Annotated in this window: 17 protein-coding genes; 9 read left to right on the top strand and 8 right to left on the bottom strand. The window is 54.8% G+C overall.

Going from position 1 to position 18,223, the window contains the following annotated elements:
• Positions 1–239 precede the first annotated feature (239 nt).
• Positions 240–1,466, bottom strand: a complete 1,227-nt coding sequence (gene pepT / locus ACVLVH_RS04565; protein ID WP_137385839.1) for a peptidase T — start codon at positions 1,464–1,466, stop codon at positions 240–242.
• A gap of 126 nt (positions 1,467–1,592) precedes the next feature.
• On the opposite strand from pepT, the gene ACVLVH_RS04560 reads away from it, so the two are divergent.
• Entirely contained in the window at positions 1,593–3,188 is a 1,596-nt protein-coding gene (locus tag ACVLVH_RS04560) for an ABC transporter substrate-binding protein (protein ID WP_498949048.1), read from the top strand.
• Position 3,189: 1 nt separating this feature from the next.
• Here ACVLVH_RS04560 and ACVLVH_RS04555 read toward each other — a convergent pair whose 3' ends face one another.
• The gene (locus ACVLVH_RS04555; RefSeq protein ID WP_137385838.1) at positions 3,190–4,116 is read right to left on the bottom strand and encodes a LysR family transcriptional regulator; all 927 of its coding nucleotides are present in this window, start codon (positions 4,114–4,116) and stop codon (positions 3,190–3,192) included.
• A 148-nt stretch (positions 4,117–4,264) separates the two neighbouring features.
• Here ACVLVH_RS04555 and ACVLVH_RS04550 point away from each other — a divergent pair, with 148 nt between their 5' ends.
• Positions 4,265–5,686: a M20 family metallopeptidase gene (locus tag ACVLVH_RS04550; protein WP_498948842.1), complete on the top strand. Its 1,422-nt coding sequence runs from the start codon at positions 4,265–4,267 to the stop codon at positions 5,684–5,686.
• Entirely contained in the window at positions 5,683–6,957 is a 1,275-nt protein-coding gene (locus tag ACVLVH_RS04545) for an MFS transporter (protein ID WP_498948841.1), read from the top strand. The genes ACVLVH_RS04550 and ACVLVH_RS04545 overlap by 4 nt, the downstream gene beginning before the upstream one ends.
• A 599-nt stretch (positions 6,958–7,556) precedes the next feature.
• Here ACVLVH_RS04545 and aldA read toward each other — a convergent pair.
• The 3 genes from aldA to ACVLVH_RS04530 form a co-directional block, all read right to left on the bottom strand.
• The gene (aldA, locus tag ACVLVH_RS04540; RefSeq protein ID WP_280171719.1) at positions 7,557–8,993 is read right to left on the bottom strand and encodes an aldehyde dehydrogenase; all 1,437 of its coding nucleotides are present in this window, start codon (positions 8,991–8,993) and stop codon (positions 7,557–7,559) included.
• Between the two features lie 201 nt (positions 8,994–9,194).
• Entirely contained in the window at positions 9,195–9,293 is a 99-nt protein-coding gene (locus ACVLVH_RS04535) for a YoaK family small membrane protein (protein WP_008108862.1), read from the bottom strand.
• A 14-nt stretch (positions 9,294–9,307) separates the two neighbouring features.
• Positions 9,308–9,631 carry a hypothetical protein gene (locus ACVLVH_RS04530; protein WP_101764337.1) on the bottom strand — a complete coding sequence of 108 codons (324 nt, stop codon included), beginning with the start codon at positions 9,629–9,631 and terminating at the stop codon, positions 9,308–9,310.
• A 366-nt stretch (positions 9,632–9,997) separates the two neighbouring features.
• On the opposite strand from ACVLVH_RS04530, the gene rhaT reads away from it, so the two are divergent.
• On the top strand, positions 9,998–11,032 hold the full coding sequence (gene rhaT, locus ACVLVH_RS04525; protein WP_101764338.1) for an L-rhamnose/proton symporter RhaT: 1,035 nt from the start codon (positions 9,998–10,000) through the stop codon (positions 11,030–11,032).
• A 27-nt stretch (positions 11,033–11,059) separates the two neighbouring features.
• Here the strand turns inward: rhaT and rhaR are convergent, their stop codons facing one another.
• Together rhaR and rhaS are read right to left on the bottom strand one after the other, a co-directional pair.
• Positions 11,060–11,926, bottom strand: coding sequence for an HTH-type transcriptional activator RhaR (gene rhaR, locus ACVLVH_RS04520; protein ID WP_192411796.1), 867 nt, complete (start codon positions 11,924–11,926; stop codon positions 11,060–11,062).
• A 15-nt stretch (positions 11,927–11,941) separates the two neighbouring features.
• Positions 11,942–12,763 carry an HTH-type transcriptional activator RhaS gene (gene rhaS / locus ACVLVH_RS04515; protein WP_192411797.1) on the bottom strand — a complete coding sequence of 274 codons (822 nt, stop codon included), beginning with the start codon at positions 12,761–12,763 and terminating at the stop codon, positions 11,942–11,944.
• Between the two features lie 290 nt (positions 12,764–13,053).
• Between rhaS and rhaB the strand changes: the two genes are divergently transcribed.
• Genes rhaB through rhaM form a run of 4 tightly spaced genes read left to right on the top strand, consistent with a single transcriptional unit; the run spans position 13,054 to position 16,932 of the window.
• The gene (gene rhaB / locus ACVLVH_RS04510) at positions 13,054–14,526 is read left to right on the top strand and encodes a rhamnulokinase (protein WP_192411798.1); all 1,473 of its coding nucleotides are present in this window, start codon (positions 13,054–13,056) and stop codon (positions 14,524–14,526) included.
• Positions 14,519–15,775, top strand: coding sequence for an L-rhamnose isomerase (locus tag ACVLVH_RS04505; RefSeq protein WP_217546568.1), 1,257 nt, complete (start codon positions 14,519–14,521; stop codon positions 15,773–15,775). Before rhaB ends, ACVLVH_RS04505 begins: the two co-directional genes overlap by 8 nt.
• Before the next feature lie 10 nt (positions 15,776–15,785).
• Positions 15,786–16,628, top strand: a complete 843-nt coding sequence (gene rhaD / locus ACVLVH_RS04500) for a rhamnulose-1-phosphate aldolase (protein ID WP_192411800.1) — start codon at positions 15,786–15,788, stop codon at positions 16,626–16,628.
• Entirely contained in the window at positions 16,618–16,932 is a 315-nt protein-coding gene (gene rhaM, locus ACVLVH_RS04495) for an L-rhamnose mutarotase (protein ID WP_192411801.1), read from the top strand. The genes rhaD and rhaM overlap by 11 nt, the downstream gene beginning before the upstream one ends.
• A 67-nt stretch (positions 16,933–16,999) precedes the next feature.
• On the opposite strand, the gene ACVLVH_RS04490 is transcribed toward rhaM, so the two are convergent.
• Positions 17,000–17,653, bottom strand: coding sequence for a TetR/AcrR family transcriptional regulator (locus tag ACVLVH_RS04490; protein ID WP_192411802.1), 654 nt, complete (start codon positions 17,651–17,653; stop codon positions 17,000–17,002).
• A gap of 295 nt (positions 17,654–17,948) precedes the next feature.
• Between ACVLVH_RS04490 and bhsA the strand changes: the two genes are divergently transcribed.
• Positions 17,949–18,206, top strand: a complete 258-nt coding sequence (bhsA, locus tag ACVLVH_RS04485) for a multiple stress resistance protein BhsA (protein ID WP_101764345.1) — start codon at positions 17,949–17,951, stop codon at positions 18,204–18,206.
• Positions 18,207–18,223 lie beyond the last annotated feature (17 nt).

Below are 18,223 nucleotides of genomic sequence, written 5' to 3'. Positions count from 1 at the left end.
CGTCTGCTGCGGCAAAAGGGCTATTCGCAGCGCTGAGGCTTTTACGTTGGGCCAGGAGCCTCACGCATGGATGCGTGAGGCAGTTCGGGGTCGGCCAGGACGGCCGATCCGCGAACGGTCCGTTGGCACGACGTGGAAGCCGAAGGCACCGCGCTAGCGGCGCGAGGACGGCCCGTGACGCAGCAGATGTGTCAGCGCCCGCAGGAGTTCGTGTCGTCATTTATGACGACCTTCTTCTTTTATTTCGCGGCTAAATAACACAACGCTTCTGCCACCTGATACGACTTCACAAACGAGGGAACCGGCAAAAACTCAAAACGCGAATGGAAGTTGTGCGCGCCGGTGAAGAAGTTCGGCGTCAGCAGCCCTTTCGCTGACAGCGCTGCACCGTCGGTGCCGCCGCGCATCGGGATCACCTTGGGTTCCACGCCCACTTGCTCTAACGCGGCAAAAATCAGGTCAATCGCACGACGATCTTCACCAATTGCATTACTGATATTGCTGTAAGTATCGTTAATCGTCAGCGCTACATGGCCGGTGGGATAACGCGCGGCGATTTCATCGGCCACTTCCACCAGTTGCTGTTTCTTCGCATCAAAACCCTGCAAATCGAAATCACGAATCGAGGCTTTCAACACCGCGCGGCTGGCGTTGGCATTCATATCGTTGAACCAGATATAACCTTCGCGGCCTTCGGTATGTTCGGGGGTTTTTAAGCGATCGAAGCGGGAGATGAAGTCATGCGCCATCAGTAGCGGATTGACCAATACGCCTTTGCCCGACATCGGATGCGCCGGCACGCCGGTAAACACCAGCTCAGCGGCGGCGGCATTGAAGTTTTCATACACCACTTCACCCAGCTCGCAGCAGTCGATAGTCCAGGCGAAATCGACGTTAAAGCGCTGCTCCAGATCCAGTGCTTTTGCGCCACGCAGGCCAATCTCTTCATCGGGCACAAACGCCACCACGATATCACCGTGATCGCCGCGCAGGTTCTCCAGCAACGTCATCACCACCGTCACCGCTGCTTTGTTATCGGCGCCCAGCACGCTGGTGCCGTCGCTAAAGATAATCTCCTGCCCGAGATAAGGTTTGATCTCCGGATGTTCCGCCACGCGCAGCCAGATGTCCTGCGTGCTGTTAAGGCACAGATCTTCCCCGGTGAACCTGAGGGTTTGCGGGTGGATATCCGGCGACAGGCCAACATCCACGGTATCAATATGGGTGATAAAACCGATACGCGGCGCATCAGGGCGATTACCGGGTTTCACCGCAGTGACCGTGGCGTGCTGGTCAATCACGATATCCTGCAAACCCAATTCGCCCAGCTCCTTGGCCAGTAACTCCGCCATCGCATGTTGGGACGGCGTACTCGGCAGCGTGGTTGATTTGGCATCGCTCTGGCTGGAAACCGCCAGATAACGGTAGAAACGCTGGGTCAATTGGCTGGCAAGTTGGTCTGTCATCACAATTCCTTATTAGCATTGCGGCGTCTGTAGTACGCGTGCTGGTTAAATCATGTTATTTATTAATCAGATGAACATTACATAACGAAGCAGACTCATGGAAGTCAATAAAAAGCGAGGATCATGATGAAAAAAATGATGGCAAATCTCACTCTCACTGCAATCAGCTTGGCGGTCGCGGGCGGGGTTTCGGCAAAAACGCTGGTGTACTGTTCAGAAGGATCGCCAGAGAACTTTAACCCACAGTTGTACACGTCGGGAACCAGCGTCGATGCCAGCGCGGTACCGATTTTCAACCGCCTGGTGGACTTCACGCCCGGCACCACCGAACTGGTGCCGAGCCTCGCCGAGAGCTGGGATATCAGCCCGGATGGTAAGGTCTACACCTTTCATCTGCGCAAAGGGGTTAAATTCCAGAGCAACAAGCTGTTTAAGCCGTCGCGCGATTTTAACGCCGACGACGTAATCTTCTCGTTTATGCGCCAGATGGATGCCAAAAACCCCTACCACAATGTCTCCGGCGGTAACTATGCCAACTTCGAAAGCCTCGAGCTGGCGAAGCTGATCACCAGCATTGAGAAGGTCGATGACAATACCGTGCGCATCACCTTAGCTCACGCTGAAGCGCCATTCCTCGCCGACTTAGCCTGGTATTTTGCCTCGATCCATTCGGCAGAATACGCCGACCAGATGTTGAAAGCCGGCACGCCGGAGAAGGTCGATATGGAGCCGATTGGCACCGGGCCGTTTGAGCTGGTGCAGTATCAAAAAGATTCGCGCATTCTCTATAAAGCCTTCCCGGAATACTGGCAGGGCAAGGCGAAACTTGATCGTATTGTCTTCTCGATCACGCCGGACGCCTCGGTGCGTTATGCCAAGCTGGAGAAAAACGAATGCCAGATTATGCCGTTCCCCAATCCGGCCGATCTGGAGAAGATGCGCACCAATCCCGATTTAACGCTGGAACAGAAATCAGGCCTGAATACCGGTTTCCTGTCGTTCAACACCACCAAAGCACCGCTGGATAACGTCAAGGTGCGTCAGGCGCTGGCGATGGCGATCAATAAGCAGGCGATCATTGATGCCATCTTCAAAGGTACTGGCACGGTAGCGAAAAACATCCTGCCGCCGGACGTGTGGAGTGCGGATAAAGATCTGAAGGATTACGACTACGATCCGCAGAAAGCCAAAGCGCTGCTGCAGGAGGCGGGGATTAAGCCAGGCACCGAAATCGCCCTGTGGGCGATGCCGGTACAGCGACCGTATAATCCAAACGCGCGACGAATGGCGGAGATGATTCAGGCGGACTGGGCCAACGTGGGTATCAAAGCCAATATCGTCAGTTATGAGTGGGGCGAATACCTCAAGCGCGTGAAAGGCGGTGAGCATCAGGCGGCGCTGATGGGCTGGACCACGGCGACCGGCGATCCGGATAACTTCTTCGGCCCGCTCTACAGCTGCACCTCGGCGAATGGCGGCTCCAACTCGTCAAAATGGTGTTATCAGCCGTTTGAGAAGATCATTACCGAAGCGCGCGCCGAGCAAAATCACGACAAACGCGTGGCGCTGTATCAGCAAGCGCAGCAGATTATGCATGATCAAATGCCAGCGGTGATGATTGCTCACTCAACCATCTTCGAGCCGGTGCGCAAATCGGTGAGTGGTTATCAGGTCGATCCGTTCGGTAAACACATCTTCTACCCGGTGGATATCAAGAACTGAGTCACGGCTTCCAGCGCTGGCGCAGCGGTTCCTCTAACGCATCCAGCTGTTGCAGCATAAAGGTGAGAAACACATTCAGGGCGGCACTGCGAGGTCGCCCTGATTGCGTCTGCAGCTGCAAGGTGCGCTGGCTCAGCTGATCGATGCCTACCGAGCGCAAAATCAAACCGTGCGTTTCCGCTTCCTGCAGCACGGTAAAGGCGCTGCAAATTGTCACCGCCTGCGGCGTACGCAGCAGGAATTGAAACAACATCGAAAAGGTATCGCAGGTCATCACCGGCTCAACCAGGCTGCCGTTCATATGGCTGGCGAGCTCAAACAGTTGCCGCACGGTGGTGTTTTGCTGCGGCAAGGCCAGCGGATAGTGACTGAGATCGGCGAGCGTGACCTGCGGCGCGTTGGCCAGCGGATGCGTTTGGTGCATCACGATTAATACCGGTGCCGGCCATGAACCCATCACTTCCACACCGCGCTCAGCGTGAAGACTAAATTGCAGCGCCACGTCACACTCGCCGTTGCGCAGCGCTTCCGCCACGCCTTGCGTGCTGGCGACTTTCACATCAAACAGCACGCCCGGATTGTCATTGCGAAAATCTGCGATCAAACGCGGTAGCAGCGTAAACGCCAGCCCATCGGTGCAGGCCACGCGAATCAACGTGCGGCGCACCGCTTTCAGTCCCTTAATTTCCGCCAGCGCATACTCCATATCCAGCAGGTTCTTACGTACGTGATGTGCAAAGATTTCGCCCGCTTCGTTCAACACCATGCCGCGCGCGTGACGCGCAAACAGCGGCACGCCAACCTGATTTTCCAGCCGCTGAATTTGCCTGCTGATCGCCGACACCGCCACAAACAGCTGTTCGCTGGCGGCGCTGAGCGAGCCAGTATTAGCGACGGCGAGAAAATAACGGATTTCACTGCTTAACATGCGGATGCCTCATGGTGGTGCATGCCTCGAAATCGGGCAGGCTAGCTTTGCTATAAAAGCAAATCTTACTCGATAAATTGATAATTGTGGCAAAGCAGTGTTTCCGCAAAGATGCCTTAACGACAAAACAATAAAAGACAGGGCAAACATGACAGCACTACAGGCGGTTCAACAAGCCACCGCTTATTTTGACAGCGGGGAGTTTCAACGAATTTTGGCGCGTCGCGTGGCGCAACGTACCGAAAGCCAGCGCGACGATCGTGACAGCGAATTACAGCGCTATTTGCAGGATGAGATCGGCCCGCAGCTGATCGCTCTGGGCTTCACGTTGCATTTCATCGACAACGCGGAAGCCGCTAATCGACCGTTCCTCGTGGCGGTACGCATTGAAGATCCCATGCTGCCAACCTTGCTCAGCTATGGTCACGGCGATGTGGTGTTTGGTGATGATGAAAACTGGCGCGACGGCTTATCGCCATGGCAGATGGTTGAAGAGGGCGATCGCTGGTATGCGCGTGGCAGCGCAGATAATAAGGGCCAGCACTGCGTCAATCTGGCGGCGCTGGAGCAGGTGTTTGCGTTGCGCGGTGGCAGCCTGGGCTTTAACTGCAAAATACTGTTCGAGATGGGTGAAGAGATCAGCTCGCCGGGGCTGGCGCATTTGTGCCAGCAGCATGGCGAGCTGCTACAAGCCGATCTGTTTATTGCTTCAGACGGTCCGCGTCTCAATGCGGTTCGTCCGACGCTGTTCCTGGGCTCACGCGGCGCGGTTAATTTCCGTTTGACCGTTAACGCGCGTGACAACGCCTATCACTCCGGCAACTGGGGCGGATTGTTGAGCAATCCGGGTACGCAGTTGGCCAACGCCATCGCCTCGCTGGTCAACGCGCAGGGCGTGTTGCAGGTCGAGGCGCTGAAACCCAACTCTTTGACGCCGCAGGTGCGCGATATTCTGGGCGATATCGAGGTGGGCGGCATGCCGGGCGATCCCGATATCGACGTGAACTGGGGCGAGCCGGGACTGACGCCAACTGAACGCCTGTATGGCTGGAACACGCTGGAAGTGTTGTCGTTTCTCACCGGCAATCCGGCGCGTCCGATGAATGCTATTCCGGGCAGCGCCACCGCCGTTTGTCAGCTGCGTTTTGTGGTGGGTACCGACTGGGAAAATCTCGCCCAGCATGTGCGCGCACATCTGCATCAGCACGGTTTTGACTATGTGGACGTGGAGTTTATGCGCGGATCGCCCGCGACACGCCTTGATCCCACCGATCCGCTGGTCAACTGGGTGCTGACCAGCATGGCGGAAATCAGCGGCAAGAAACCGGCGCTGCTGCCTAACCTCGGCGGCTCGCTGCCCAATGACGTGTTCTCCGACATTCTCGGTTTGCCAACCTTGTGGGTGCCGCACTCGTATCCAGCTTGCGGCCAGCATGGCGTCAACGAGCATATGTTGAAATCGATTGCCCGCGAAGGTTTGCAGATTATGACGCGTCTGCTGTGGGATCTCGGCGAGCAGGGAACGGAACTGGTGGCGCAGCATCGTGCGCACGTTGGAGGTGGCCAATGAGTACATTAAATACCACGATGCCGTTGAACGCAGCGAAGCCCAATCTGCACAAAACGCTGTTCGCGACCTGCATCGGTAACGCACTGGAGTGGTTTGATATCGCCGTGTACGGCTTTTTTGCCAGCTACATTGCGCATGCCTTCTTTCCTACCAGCGATTCGTCGGTTTCAATGTTGCTGACCTTTGGCAGTTTTGGTGTGTCATTCCTGATTCGTCCGCTGGGCGCGATTGTGCTGGGCAACTATGCCGATCGTCACGGTCGAAAAAAAGCGCTGCTTTTATCGATCAACCTGATGATGCTCGGCGGCGCGGTCATCACCTTTATGCCGAGCTACAGCAGCATTGGCCTGATGGCACCGCTGCTGATTTTGCTGGCGCGTCTGGTGCAGGGGTTCTCTGCCGGGGGCGAATTTGGCAGCTCGACGGCGTTCCTGGTTGAACACTTCCCGGAGCGCAAAGCCTTTATCGCCAGCTGGCAGTTCGCCACGCAGGGCGCCAGTACGTTGATGGCGTCGGCATTTGGACTCGGACTGACGCAGATTCTCAGCGAAAGCCAGATTCAGGATTGGGGATGGCGTATTCCCTTCGCCTTCGGCCTGCTGATTGGCCCGCTGGGGATCTATATCCGACGTCACGTACATGAACCGGCGAGCTTTGCTGAGCACAAACCGGAAGCCGCGCCGCTGAAAAGTCTGTTTGGTCGCCAGAAGGAGTTGATGCTGTTGGCGATCGGCCTGATGGTGATTTCGACTGCGGTGAACTACATGCTGAACTATGTGCCGACTTACGCCACCAAAAATTTGCACCTGTCGGGCAGCGTGGCGTTTACTGCTACCTTGTTGGCGGGCGTGATTCTGACGGTGGTCACGCCCATTATGGGGTTATGGGCCGAGCGGGTGGGGCGCGTGCCGCTGATGTGGGGATCGTTGGTTTTGCTGATCGTCACCATCTATCCGGCGTTTAAGCTGGTGGTTGATCACACCACGCCGACTACGTTGATTTTGCTGGTGTGCTGGATGGCGCTGCTGAAGTCGATCTACTTCTCAACGGTGCCGTCGGTGATGGCGGATCTGTTCCCGATGGGTACGCGCGCCAGCGGCATGGCGATCAGCTATAACGTGGCGGTTACGGTGTTTGGTGGCTTTGCCCCGCTGATTTGTACACTGTTGATTAGCGTGACCGGCACCAGTCTGGCGCCCGGTTATTATCTGATGGCGATGTCGGTGTTAAGCGGCCTGGCGCTGCTGCGCAGCCAGAAGCGGGTTTTATAAAGGTTTCAGGGTTACAGGTCGCCACTTATGGCGTAATGCTTGTCAGCTAAGGCAACGGCGAGTGTGCTGGCCGGGGCCACTTTTGGGCCGGCGGTCCTCGCGCCGCTAGCGCGGTACCTTCACTTCACTCGTCTGCCTGACGGACCGGCGGAGACGGGACGTCCTTGTCCCGGCTCCGCCTTTCGCCCGCGTCCTGCGGGCTCTCCTGGCTTCCTCGCTTCGTTCAGCGCTGCGGATTGCCGGCCCAAAAGCGGCCCCGGCCTGCTCATCAACTTCAGTGCGTATTATTGAAAAGGGCTCATTTGCCAGAGGCGCTGGCGCGTCTGCTGCGGCAAAAGGGCTATTCGCAGCGCTGAGGCTTTTACGTTGGGCCAGGAGCCTCACGCAGGGATGCGTGAGGCAGTTCGGGGCCGGCCATGGATGGCCGATCCGCGAACGGTCCGTTGGCACAACGTGGAAGCCGAAGGTACCGCGTTAGCGGCGCGAGGACGGCCCGTGACGCAGCAGATGTGTCAGTGCCCGCACGAATAGCAATCCTGAAGAAAAATGCTTTCTTACTAACAAGCATTTCGCTGTTCATGGCTTCTGGAGATCACTATCTACGAGAACTGCAAATACGCCACGTGCGTCTGCAAGAACTCTTCCAAACCGTGACGGCCATCAGCGCCGCCAATGCCCGATTTACGCCAGCCCGCATGGAAGCCTTGCATCGCTTCGAAGTTCTCGCGGTTGATATAGGTTTCACCAAACTTTAACTTACGCAGGGCAACCATCGCGGAGTTGAGGTTCTGAGTGTAAATCGATGAGGTCAGACCATATTCACAGTCATTCGCCAGCGCTATGGCTTCATCAAGGGTTTTAAAGGTCATTACTGGCAGCACCGGACCAAAAATCTCCTGCTGCATGATCTCCATATCCTGACGCACGCCCGTGATAATGGTTGGCTCAAAATAGAAGCCTTTGCTGCCTGCACGCTTCCCGCCCAGCACTACTTTGCCGCCATCCGCGACCGCGTTCGCCACTTTCTGCTCAACGCGTTCCAGCGCGGCCGCAGTAATTAGCGGGCCCATATCGATATCGTTTTGCTCGGCCGGATTACCCAATTTCACCTGCTGCATGGCGGCAGTCAGCGCACTGATAAAGCGATCGTAGATGCCTTCCTGCACGTAAACGCGCTCAGCACAGTTACACACCTGTCCGGTGTTGATCACGCGAGAGCTAACAATCGCTTTAACCGCCAGATCGAGATCGGCATCATCCATGACGATGGCCGGCGCTTTTCCGCCCAGCTCCAGTGATACTTTGGTGACATTTTTCGCTGCAGCTTCCATGGTGGCGATACCGGCGTTGACGCTGCCGGTCAGACTGACCAGGCCGACTTTCGGGTTGCCTGCCAGCTCCTGACCAATCTCCGGCCCATAGCCGTAAACAAAGTTGATCACGCCTTTTGGCAGACCAATTTCATGGATGATGTGCGCAAAAATCGCCGCATTGTTAGGCGTCAGCTCACTTGGCTTGATAACAATGGTATTGCCGGTTACCAGCGCGGGCGCGGCTTTACGTGCAATCAGGAAGAAGGGGAAGTTCCACGGCAGAATGCCGGTGGTGACGCCAATCGCTTTCCTGAACACAAAGATGTTTTCGTTGGGACGATCGCTATTAACGATCTCGCCATCATAACGGCGTGCCCATTCGGCCATGTACTCAAGATAATCAGCTGTAAACAGTACTTCAGTTTGCGCCAGACCCTGGGTTTTTCCGCCTTCGGCGACGATAGTGGCGGTCAGTTCTGGTTCACGCTGACGAATAGCAGCGGCAATTTTGCGCAGCCAGTTGCCGCGTTCAACGGCGGGGAGCGCTTCCCAATCCGGCTGCGCCACTTCAGCAGCGTCGATGGCCTGCGCGGCGTCGTGTTTACTGCCTTCCGGCACGCGCGAAAGTAATGCCTCAGTTGCTGGGTTAATCACTTCTATCCACTTATCGTTCTGATCGGCAACAAACGCGCCATTAATATAATGTTGATGGTGTGTTGTCATGTGCAGGTTCTCCGCGATCGGTTTCGTTAAAGATTTGTGAATTGCAGAGTGAAACAGATCAGGGTGTAGCACCTTTTTGCTATTGCCAATGCGACTTGAGGGATGGCAAAGAAGGGAAGAACAGCACGACAGACGCAGCATTCCTGGCGAAATGCCGCGCTTTCAGCGGCTTAGTAGTGATTTAAGGTATGTTAAAAAATGTCAGGAACCCGGCATCGCCGCGCCGCTGGCAATAAACCACGCCAAAAAACTGACGCCAGCAATGATGATGGCAATAGGGAAAAGCAGTCCGATTTTCATAGTCATCCCGAGAGTTAAGCGATCTGCACGATCGCGCGATGGGTTTTCATCATACTGAACAGCTGGAATTGCGTGGCGTCGTCGACCTGACGCAGATGCTCACCTTTCTGATAATGAATCGCATGAACGTGACCCAGCTGTCGCCACACCACAATCACCGAAGCCAGCAGGGCGCAATTCTCTTCGCTCTGCACGCAATCCAGCGTGGCGTAATGTGCTTCATCTAATCCATTAATAAAGACGTTAAGCGCCTGCGCGGGCACGATGGCGCGAATGTCATCCAGCATCACGCGGCTCACCGATTGTGACAGCAAAAGCCGCAATCTTTTGGTATTCATCTCAATCCTTCGTCCTGATGATTTTCCCAACGTTATACGGATTAAACGCCTACGGGGAAAGTCTGGTACGTGGCTTTGTGTGACTGCCATGTTAACGGTTGCAATGGCAGTGGATCAAAAACTGTGCTGATCGACACAGCATAATAGAAAAATATGCTGAATAATAAGCCACTTATAAAAATCACCCCGTGACCTGCCTGCAAATGCGATTTTGTGATCCTTATGTTGACGACCCACCGAATTTTGCCAGCAACCTCCGCTTTCCGGCAGCCATCCAAAGGCTGACGAAAAGCTGCCCACCGTAGACTGCCGGTAATCGGGAAACCGCCGGTTTCCTGTTGGCCTCAACCTTACGAAGGAATAACAATGAACAGTGCCATCATTGCAGGTATTTTCTGGCATCTGGTGGGTGCCGCCAGTGCCGCCTGTTTTTATGCTCCATTTAAGCAGGTGAAAAAGTGGTCCTGGGAAACGATGTGGTCGGTAGGCGGCGTCATGTCGTGGCTGATTCTTCCCTGGGCAGTCAGTGCGGTATTACTGCCGAACTTCTGGGCGTATTACGGCAGCTTTAGTTTCTCTCAACTGATGCCGGTATTTCTGTTTGGTGCCATGTGGGGCATCGGTAACATCAACTATGGTTTGACCATGCGCTACCTCGGGATGTCGATGGGCATTGGTATTGCCATCGGTATCACGTTAGTGGTGGGAACCTTGATGACGCCGCTGCTGCAGGGCCGATTTGTCGAGCTATTCAGCTCACCAGGCGGACGTATGACGCTGCTCGGCGTGTTAGTTGCGCTGATCGGCGTAGGGATTGTATCGCGTGCCGGTCTGTTAAAAGAGCGGGCGCTGGGCATCAATGCCGAAGAGTTCAACCTGAAAAAAGGGCTGATTTTGGCCGTAATGTGCGGCATCTTTTCGGCCGGCATGTCGTTTGCGATGGATGCCGCTAAGCCGATGCATGAAGCCGCAGCCAATCTGGGCATCAATCCACTCTATGTCGCGTTGCCAAGCTATGTGGTGATCATGGGCGGTGGTGCGTTAATCAATCTGGCTTACTGCTTCATCCGTCTGGCGGTAAAAACCGATATTTCAGTACGCCGTGATTTCTCCGTCGCTAAACCAATGCTGCTGGCCAATATCGCGTTTGCTGTGCTGGGCGGCACCATGTGGTATCTGCAGTTCTTCTTCTACGCCTGGGGACACGCCAAAATTCCGGCACAGTATGACTTCATCAGCTGGATGCTGCATATGAGCCTCTACGTGCTGTGCGGTGGATTGGTTGGTCTGGTACTAAAAGAGTGGAAATCGGCGGGGCAACGTCCGGTTCGCGTTCTGTCACTGGGTTGTGTGGTGATTATCATTGCTGCCAACATTGTTGGATTAGGCATGGCAGCCTGATGTAAAGCCTGACGCCGCTACTGCGCGTCAGGCTTTCACTTTCTCAGCTGAGAGTTCGCGATGCGGCAGGAAACGCTGCCGCCACGCGCTCGGCGTTAAACCAGTTTCTCGCGTAAACACCACTGAAAAGTAGTTACTGTCATCGAAGCCGCAACGCGCGGCCACTTCACTGATTAAGCAATCCTGCGTCCGCAGCAGATACTTCGCCTGACACAGCTGTAGCTGCCGCAGATAGTGTCCCACGGTCATACCGGTTTGCTGGCGAAAAAGCTGCTTCAACGCACGCTCGCTTAACTGATTCTGCTGGCAGAACACCGCCAAATCGAATGGACGGCTGATGGCACCTTGCAGCGCCGACATCAGCAGATCCAATTGTTCACCCTCAGGTAATGCCCAGGGTCGATCGGCAGCATAGCCGTGACGGCGTAAAATCAGCGCGAGTTGCAAAAACAGCGCTTCAGAGAGTTGAATTGATAGCGAATCACTTTTGCGGCTTTCGCGCTCCAACTGGCTAATCACGCCGCGCGCTAACGCCATCCCGCGCGTGGTTAAACGCCAGCAGCCTGGCGAATCCTCTTCTTGCGGCGGCAGCAACTGGTTCCAGTCAAGGCCAAGGCGAAAGCGATCGCGGCAGTAAAGAATGTTATCCAGCGCCAGATCGTTGACGCTGTCATAACTGTGGCAGTCGTTATCGTGAATGTAAAAAACGTCGCCGCAGGTTATCAACCATGGACGATCGTTCAACACATGCAGGCCGTTACCGCGCCAGACGATAACGATTTCACTGAATTCATGACGGTGCGGAGGGAAGGAGGGCTGCGGCATGCGCTCGGCCACCGCAATCGGCAGATTGGTGGCCGGAAAATAGTCTTCGCGCGTTAAGATCAGCGACATGAGGAAACGCTCCAGTTATAGCATCTGCTGGCGCTCCGCTCTGGGCGCACAGCCAAATTCCCGCCGGAACAGCGTGGAGAAGTGGTTGCTGTCACCAAATCCACACTGGTAGGCGATGTCTGTTATGCGCATATCGCTATGACGCAGTAAATGCCGCGCCTGTAACAGGCGAAGCCGATTAAGGTAACGCTGCGGTGTATTACCGGTTTGCTGCTTCATCTGGCGGTGCAGAGTGCGCAGCGACAATGAAAAACGATCGGCTAATGCATCCCACACAATCTCTTCACTGTAGTGCTCATTGAGCCAGTCGAGCAACCGATGTAAGCGTGCTTCCTGATCCTGTGATTGATCGTTGTGAGCCGCTTCGCGCAACAACACCAGCAGTTGCAGAAAAAGTTGCTCCTGATGTGCGTGACGTTCCAGCGACCACACATCTTGCTGCTTCATCTGCGTAACGATTTGCAGCGCCTGCGCCATCACCTTGTGATTGATGCGCCAGTGCGACGCGTAGTGATCCTCTTCTTCGCGCGGCAGGAGCGCCTGCAAACCCGAGAGAAAACGGAATGACGCCGGACTGCGATACAACACGTTGGTCAGACACAAATTTTCCGTTTGCTCATAAAGATGACGATCGTGATCGCGCACAAAGCACACGCATCCTGCGGATAAAGCTTGTGGCTGACCGTTAAACACATGAATGCCAGAACCGTGTTCCACCAACACAATTTCATGGAAATCATGATGGTGCTCCGGAAATGCCTGCTGCGGCACGCGCGGCTCGATGGCGATGGCGTAATTCCCTTCAGGGAAGAAATCTGCGCTATGTAGAACGGTCATGATTCGCCTCTTAATTAACTCAACCGTTGCCGAGTCTACGCAGGCGCCCCGCACCTTACCTTGAATTTTCATCTTAGTGACGCAGGAAAATGGCTAATTTTTCAAGATCTCACCGGCGATTGACAGAAATGCGGCAAGGCTCACATCTCGCCACTTGTGTGGTTCTGTGAGCTTTCTCACGAACTTCTTTGTCAGCCTGCCAGTGACTATTACGCACTGGCAGTAAGGGGAAGGTGGCAAAAAGCGGAGATTTCTAATCTGTAGGCATCTCATTACAGGAAGAACACGCCATGAGTATGCGTAACATTGTTGCCATTGATTTAGGCGCATCCAGCGGGCGCGTGATGCTCGCACAATGGAGTTCAGCGAATCAGCAGATCAGCCTGCGCGAAGTGCGTCGCTTCACCAATCAGCGTGTGCGCCGTGCAGATTATGATTGTTGGGATTTGGATCGACTGGAGCAGGAGATTCGTTTAGGGCTGGCCCAGCTTGATGATGACGGCATTGTGCCGGACAGCATTGGCATAGATACCTGGGGCGTCGATTTGGTGCTGCTGGATGCCAACGGTGAACGCGTCGGCGAGGCGGTAAGTTATCGCGATAAGCGCACAGAAGGGCACATGGCTCAGGCCATTAACGATCTCGGCAAAGGTGCAATCTATCAGCGCACAGGCATTCAATTCTTACCGTTCAACACCCTTTATCAACTGCACGCACTGCATCAGCAGCAACCAGATTGGCAGGAAAAAGTGCAGTATGCGCTGATGATTCCTGACTATCTGCACTATCGCCTTACCGGCCAGATGAACTGGGAATACACCAACGCCACCACCACACAACTGCTCAATATTCACAGCGGCGAATGGGACAGCGATTTGCTTGCGTGGGCTGGCGTGCCGGCTAAGTGGTTCGGCAAACCCACATCGCCAGGTAACACTGTCGGTAACTGGACCAGCGCCAGCGGCAACCACGTTCCGGTGATCGCGGTTGCGACTCACGATACGGCGAGCGCGGTTTTGGCCACCCCGTTAATGCAGGATGATGCCGCTTATCTCAGCTCGGGAACCTGGTCACTGATGGGGATTGAGAGCTTGCAGCCTTGTGTCAGCACGGCGGCGCTCAATGCCAACGTAACCAATGAAGGTGGAGCAGAAGGCTACCGCGTTCTGAAAAACATTATGGGTTTGTGGCTGCTGCAACGTGTCTGCACTGAGCTGCAAATTACCGATCTCTGTTCGCTGATCAAAGAAGCCGCAAAAGAGCCCGCCTGTCGTACGCTGGTTAACCCCAATCACAGCCGTTTTATCAATCCAGACAGCATGGTTCAGGAGATTCAAAACGCCTGCGCCGAACAGAACATGCCCGTACCGCAGACGCCGGCTGCGCTGGCTCGCACCATCTTCGACAGTCTGGCCTTACTCTATCGCCAGGTTATTGGCGAACTCGGCACACTGCGCGCGGCACCGCTGCGTCAACTGCATGTGGTGGGCGGCGGCAGTCAGAACCCGCTGTTAAATCAATTGTGTGCCGATGCCTGTCAGCTGCCGGTATTGGCGGGGCCGATTGAAGCCTCGACGCTCGGCAACGTCGGCTGCCAGCTCATTGCTTTGGGCGAACTGCGTGACGTCAGCGATTTACGCCGCTGCATTAGCCAAAACTTCCCGTTAGAAAAATTTGAACCGTTGAACAACAGCGCCTTCGCTGCCCATCAGGCACGCTTTGCCGCGCTCAGCCAACCTGCTAAGGAACTTGCATATGACTAAGCTGATTGAACAGGCCTTCGAACTGGCCAAACAACGTTACGCCGCCATCGGTGTGGATGTGGAACAGGTAATGGCGCAGCTGGATGGCATTCCGGTCTCGATGCACTGCTGGCAAGGTGATGACGTGCGCGGCTTCGAAAATCCGAACGGTGAACTGACCGGCGGTATTCAGGCTACCGGCAACTATCCGGGACGCGCCCGTAATGCTGATGAGCTGCGCTCTGATGTTGAAAAAGCGATGTCACTCATTCCGGGTGCTAAACGCCTCAACCTGCATGCGATTTATCTGGAGAGCGATAAGCCGGTCGACCGTGATGCGATTGAACCGAAACACTTCAGCAACTGGGTGGAATGGGCCAAAACGCACAAGCTGGGCCTCGATTTTAATCCAAGCTGTTTCTCCCATCCGCTGAGCGCCGATGGCTTTACCTTGTCACACGCCGACAAAGGGATTCGTCAGTTCTGGATCGATCACTGCAAGGCCAGCCGTCGTATCTCTGCACACTTTGGTGAGCAACTGGGTACCGCATCCGTTATGAATATCTGGGTGCCGGACGGAATGAAAGATCTCACCGTCGATCGTTTAGGACCGCGTCAACGCCTGGCGAGTGCGCTTGATGAAGTGATCAGTGAAAAACTCAATCCTGCGCACCACATTGATGCGGTAGAGAGCAAACTGTTTGGCATCGGCGCAGAGAGCTACACCGTGGGTTCCAATGAATTCTGCCTGGGTTATGCCAGCAGCCGCCAGACCGCGCTGACTCTGGACGCCGGCCACTTCCATCCAACCGAAGTGATTTCCGACAAAATTTCCACGGCCATGCTCTATGTGCCGCGCCTGCTGCTGCACGTAAGCCGTCCGGTGCGCTGGGACAGCGATCACGTGGTGATTCTCGACGATGAAACCCAGGCCATCGCTACCGAGATCGCGCGCCACAAATTGTTCGACAAGGTGCACATCGGTCTCGACTTCTTCGATGCGTCGATCAACCGCATCGCGGCGTGGGTAATTGGGACACGCAATGCCAAAAAAGCGCTGCTGCGTGCTCTGCTGGAACCTACCGACCAGTTACGCAAGCTGGAGAACGAAGGGGATTACACCGGCCGCCTGGCGATGCTGGAAGAACAAAAATCGTTGCCGTGGCAAGCGGTGTGGGAAGCCTGGTGTCTGCGCCACGATGTCCCTGCTGATGCCAGCTGGCTGAGCGAAGTCCGTCATTATGAACAACAAACACTGCGTCAACGTTAAGGTACACACCATGCAAAATATCCTCTCTTCCGCTTTTGTTCAGGGAATGGTTAAAGCGACCAGCGACATGTGGTTGAAAGGCTGGGATGAGCGTAATGGCGGCAACGTCAGCTTACGTTTACTGCCGGAAGAAGTTAAAGATTTCGCCGGTGATTTCTATGCCGAGCCGCGCTGTATTGAGCTGACCAAACCTGCTCCAGCGCTGGCCAATGATTGGTTCCTGGTCACCGGGTCGGGGAAGTTTTTCCGTAACGTTCAGCTCGACCCGGCCGACTGTCTGGCGCTGCTGCAGGTGGATGACAAAGGCTTGTCATACAAAATCCATTGGGGTTTGAGTAACGGTGGCCTGCCAACATCAGAGTTGGCAGCTCACTTCCAGTCGCACAGCGTGCGCAAGCAGGTCTCAAACGACATTGATCGCGTCATCATGCATTGCCACGCCACCAACTTTATGGCGCTGAGCTATGTGGTCGATCTGGATTCCGCACGATTCACACGCCTGTTGTGGGAAGGCAGCACCGAATGTCTGGTGGTGTTCCCGGATGGCGTAGGTATTCTGCCGTGGATGGTGCCCGGCACCGATGGAATTGGTCAGGCAACGGCAGACGCAATGGCAAATCACAGCATTGTGATGTGGCCGTTCCATGGCATCTTTGGCGCGGGTCCAAACCTCGACGAGACTTTCGGCCTGATCGATACGGCGGAGAAATCCTCCGAAGTGGTGGTAAAAGCGCTGTCAATGGGCGGCATTCGTCAAAGCATCACCACTGAGCAGCTGATCGCGCTGGGTGAACGCTTCAACGTTAAGCCGTGGCAAGCCGCGCTGCAGGCGGAGCGCAGCGATGTTGCGTAAAGCCTTTGTGATGCAGGTGCATGCACACTGCCACGATGAGTATCTGCGCCGTCATACGCCAATTTGGCCGGAGCTGGCTGAGACGCTAAAAGCGCATGGCGCGCACAATTACGCTATCTGGCTGGATGCTGAACGCAATCTGCTGTTTGCCAGCGTGGAAATTGAGTCTGAAGTGCGCTGGGAAGCAGTGGCAAAAACGGAAGTGTGTCAGCGCTGGTGGGCATCGATGAAGGATTTAATGCCATCGAATCCGGATAATAGTCCGGTGAGTGCAGCGTTGAAACCGATGTTTTTCCTGCCTTAACGCTCGCTCACCTCAGTATTTGTACGGAGGCAATAATTTTAGGCCGACACGGAAGTCGGCCTGAATTTTATTTGGTGCTCAATTCACAATATCCCGCCAGAGCGGGCCAGATTGCCATCTGCGTATCCACGATCTGGTCAAGGTCCTCACGATTAGCGCCTTCACGCGCACGCACCGACATTCCCTGCAGTAAACACGCCAGGTAGCGGGCTAACCTTGCACTATTGGCACATTGCGGTAACTCGCCGCGCTGCTGCCGGGTATCAAGAAATGCTTTTAACGCTGATTCCTGCGCGTGATGCTGTTGAGCCAGCATTTGCGCCACTTCTTCTGAGCCGGAAGAGAGCGCGCTCGAGGTACAAATGAAGAAACAACCAGCAGGCTTATCACATGCGGTGAAGCATGCGGCGGTTGCGCGAAAATAGGCTTCAATGGCCGTTTTCACGTCTAAAGCATCATCATTTAGCACGGCGTTGCGTTGTGCGCTGAACGTTTCAATGTATCGCTGCATCGCCGCACGGAATAACCCTTCTTTATTTTCAAACTCAGCATAAAGGGTTGGGGCCTTAGCGCCGGTAGCGTTAACCAAATCGGACAGCGAAGTGCCTTCATAGCCATGCGCCCAGAACAACATCAATGCCTTATCCAGGGCATCGTTGCGATCAAACACTTTCGGACGGCCGCGCGTTTTCCTGTTCACCACATCGATAACTTCTGTCATTGGGCACCTCAAAGCGTAGAAACGCCCCATTAAATTACCGATCATTAAATAAATATGCAAGCGCAGCCCGGAATGAGTCTATTCGTCTTTGCCCGTTTGTGCTTTTTGCTTGCGAAAGCACCCAAATGGATAAGTCAAAAAGGGCTGGGAAGCCCATAATCACGCCACTTCCGATTAAAATAATGACCGTTAATAAAATGATTGACGCGCGGACCCATTCGGCAGTAGCATTTAATTAACGGTTGTTAACTTAATCGCGACCGACCCCAATTCATCTGTTTAAGAGAGCAAAATTATGAAAAGCATCAAACTGACTTTGGCCGCTGTAGCATTGTCTTCAATCGCGTTTGGTAGCATGGCTGCAGACTTAGTAAACGAAGCGCCGCTGAATCAACAACAAATTGGTGTGGTTAGCGCATCAGGTAGCACTAACCTGACATCGCTGGAGAATCAGCTAGCGGAAAAGGCCAGTGCTGCCGGAGCAAAGTCATTCCGCATCACTTCGACCTCTGGCAACAACAAGCTAAATGGCACAGCAGTAATTTATAACTAAGAGAATTGAGCGGAGGG

It is taken from the genome of Kluyvera sp. 1366, assembly GCF_054823405.1.
The sequence above is the reverse complement of the archived record's forward strand: the minus strand, read 5'-3'. Positions and strand labels throughout refer to the sequence as shown.

What these genes read in the sequence shown, in the direction of transcription:
- pepT (WP_137385839.1), bottom strand. Translation starts at nt 1,466, where the DNA reads ATGACAGACCAACTTGCCAGCCAATTGACCCAGCGTTTCTACCGTTAT.
- ACVLVH_RS04560 (WP_498949048.1), top strand. Translation starts at nt 1,593, where the DNA reads ATGAAAAAAATGATGGCAAATCTCACTCTCACTGCAATCAGCTTGGCG.
- ACVLVH_RS04555 (WP_137385838.1), bottom strand. Translation starts at nt 4,116, where the DNA reads ATGTTAAGCAGTGAAATCCGTTATTTTCTCGCCGTCGCTAATACTGGC.
- ACVLVH_RS04550 (WP_498948842.1), top strand. Translation starts at nt 4,265, where the DNA reads ATGACAGCACTACAGGCGGTTCAACAAGCCACCGCTTATTTTGACAGC.
- ACVLVH_RS04545 (WP_498948841.1), top strand. Translation starts at nt 5,683, where the DNA reads ATGAGTACATTAAATACCACGATGCCGTTGAACGCAGCGAAGCCCAAT.
- aldA (WP_280171719.1), bottom strand. Translation starts at nt 8,993, where the DNA reads ATGACAACACACCATCAACATTATATTAATGGCGCGTTTGTTGCCGAT.
- ACVLVH_RS04535 (WP_008108862.1), bottom strand. Translation starts at nt 9,293, where the DNA reads ATGAAAATCGGACTGCTTTTCCCTATTGCCATCATCATTGCTGGCGTC.
- ACVLVH_RS04530 (WP_101764337.1), bottom strand. Translation starts at nt 9,631, where the DNA reads ATGAATACCAAAAGATTGCGGCTTTTGCTGTCACAATCGGTGAGCCGC.
- rhaT (WP_101764338.1), top strand. Translation starts at nt 9,998, where the DNA reads ATGAACAGTGCCATCATTGCAGGTATTTTCTGGCATCTGGTGGGTGCC.
- rhaR (WP_192411796.1), bottom strand. Translation starts at nt 11,926, where the DNA reads ATGTCGCTGATCTTAACGCGCGAAGACTATTTTCCGGCCACCAATCTG.
- rhaS (WP_192411797.1), bottom strand. Translation starts at nt 12,763, where the DNA reads ATGACCGTTCTACATAGCGCAGATTTCTTCCCTGAAGGGAATTACGCC.
- rhaB (WP_192411798.1), top strand. Translation starts at nt 13,054, where the DNA reads ATGAGTATGCGTAACATTGTTGCCATTGATTTAGGCGCATCCAGCGGG.
- ACVLVH_RS04505 (WP_217546568.1), top strand. Translation starts at nt 14,519, where the DNA reads ATGACTAAGCTGATTGAACAGGCCTTCGAACTGGCCAAACAACGTTAC.
- rhaD (WP_192411800.1), top strand. Translation starts at nt 15,786, where the DNA reads ATGCAAAATATCCTCTCTTCCGCTTTTGTTCAGGGAATGGTTAAAGCG.
- rhaM (WP_192411801.1), top strand. Translation starts at nt 16,618, where the DNA reads ATGTTGCGTAAAGCCTTTGTGATGCAGGTGCATGCACACTGCCACGAT.
- ACVLVH_RS04490 (WP_192411802.1), bottom strand. Translation starts at nt 17,653, where the DNA reads ATGACAGAAGTTATCGATGTGGTGAACAGGAAAACGCGCGGCCGTCCG.
- bhsA (WP_101764345.1), top strand. Translation starts at nt 17,949, where the DNA reads ATGAAAAGCATCAAACTGACTTTGGCCGCTGTAGCATTGTCTTCAATC.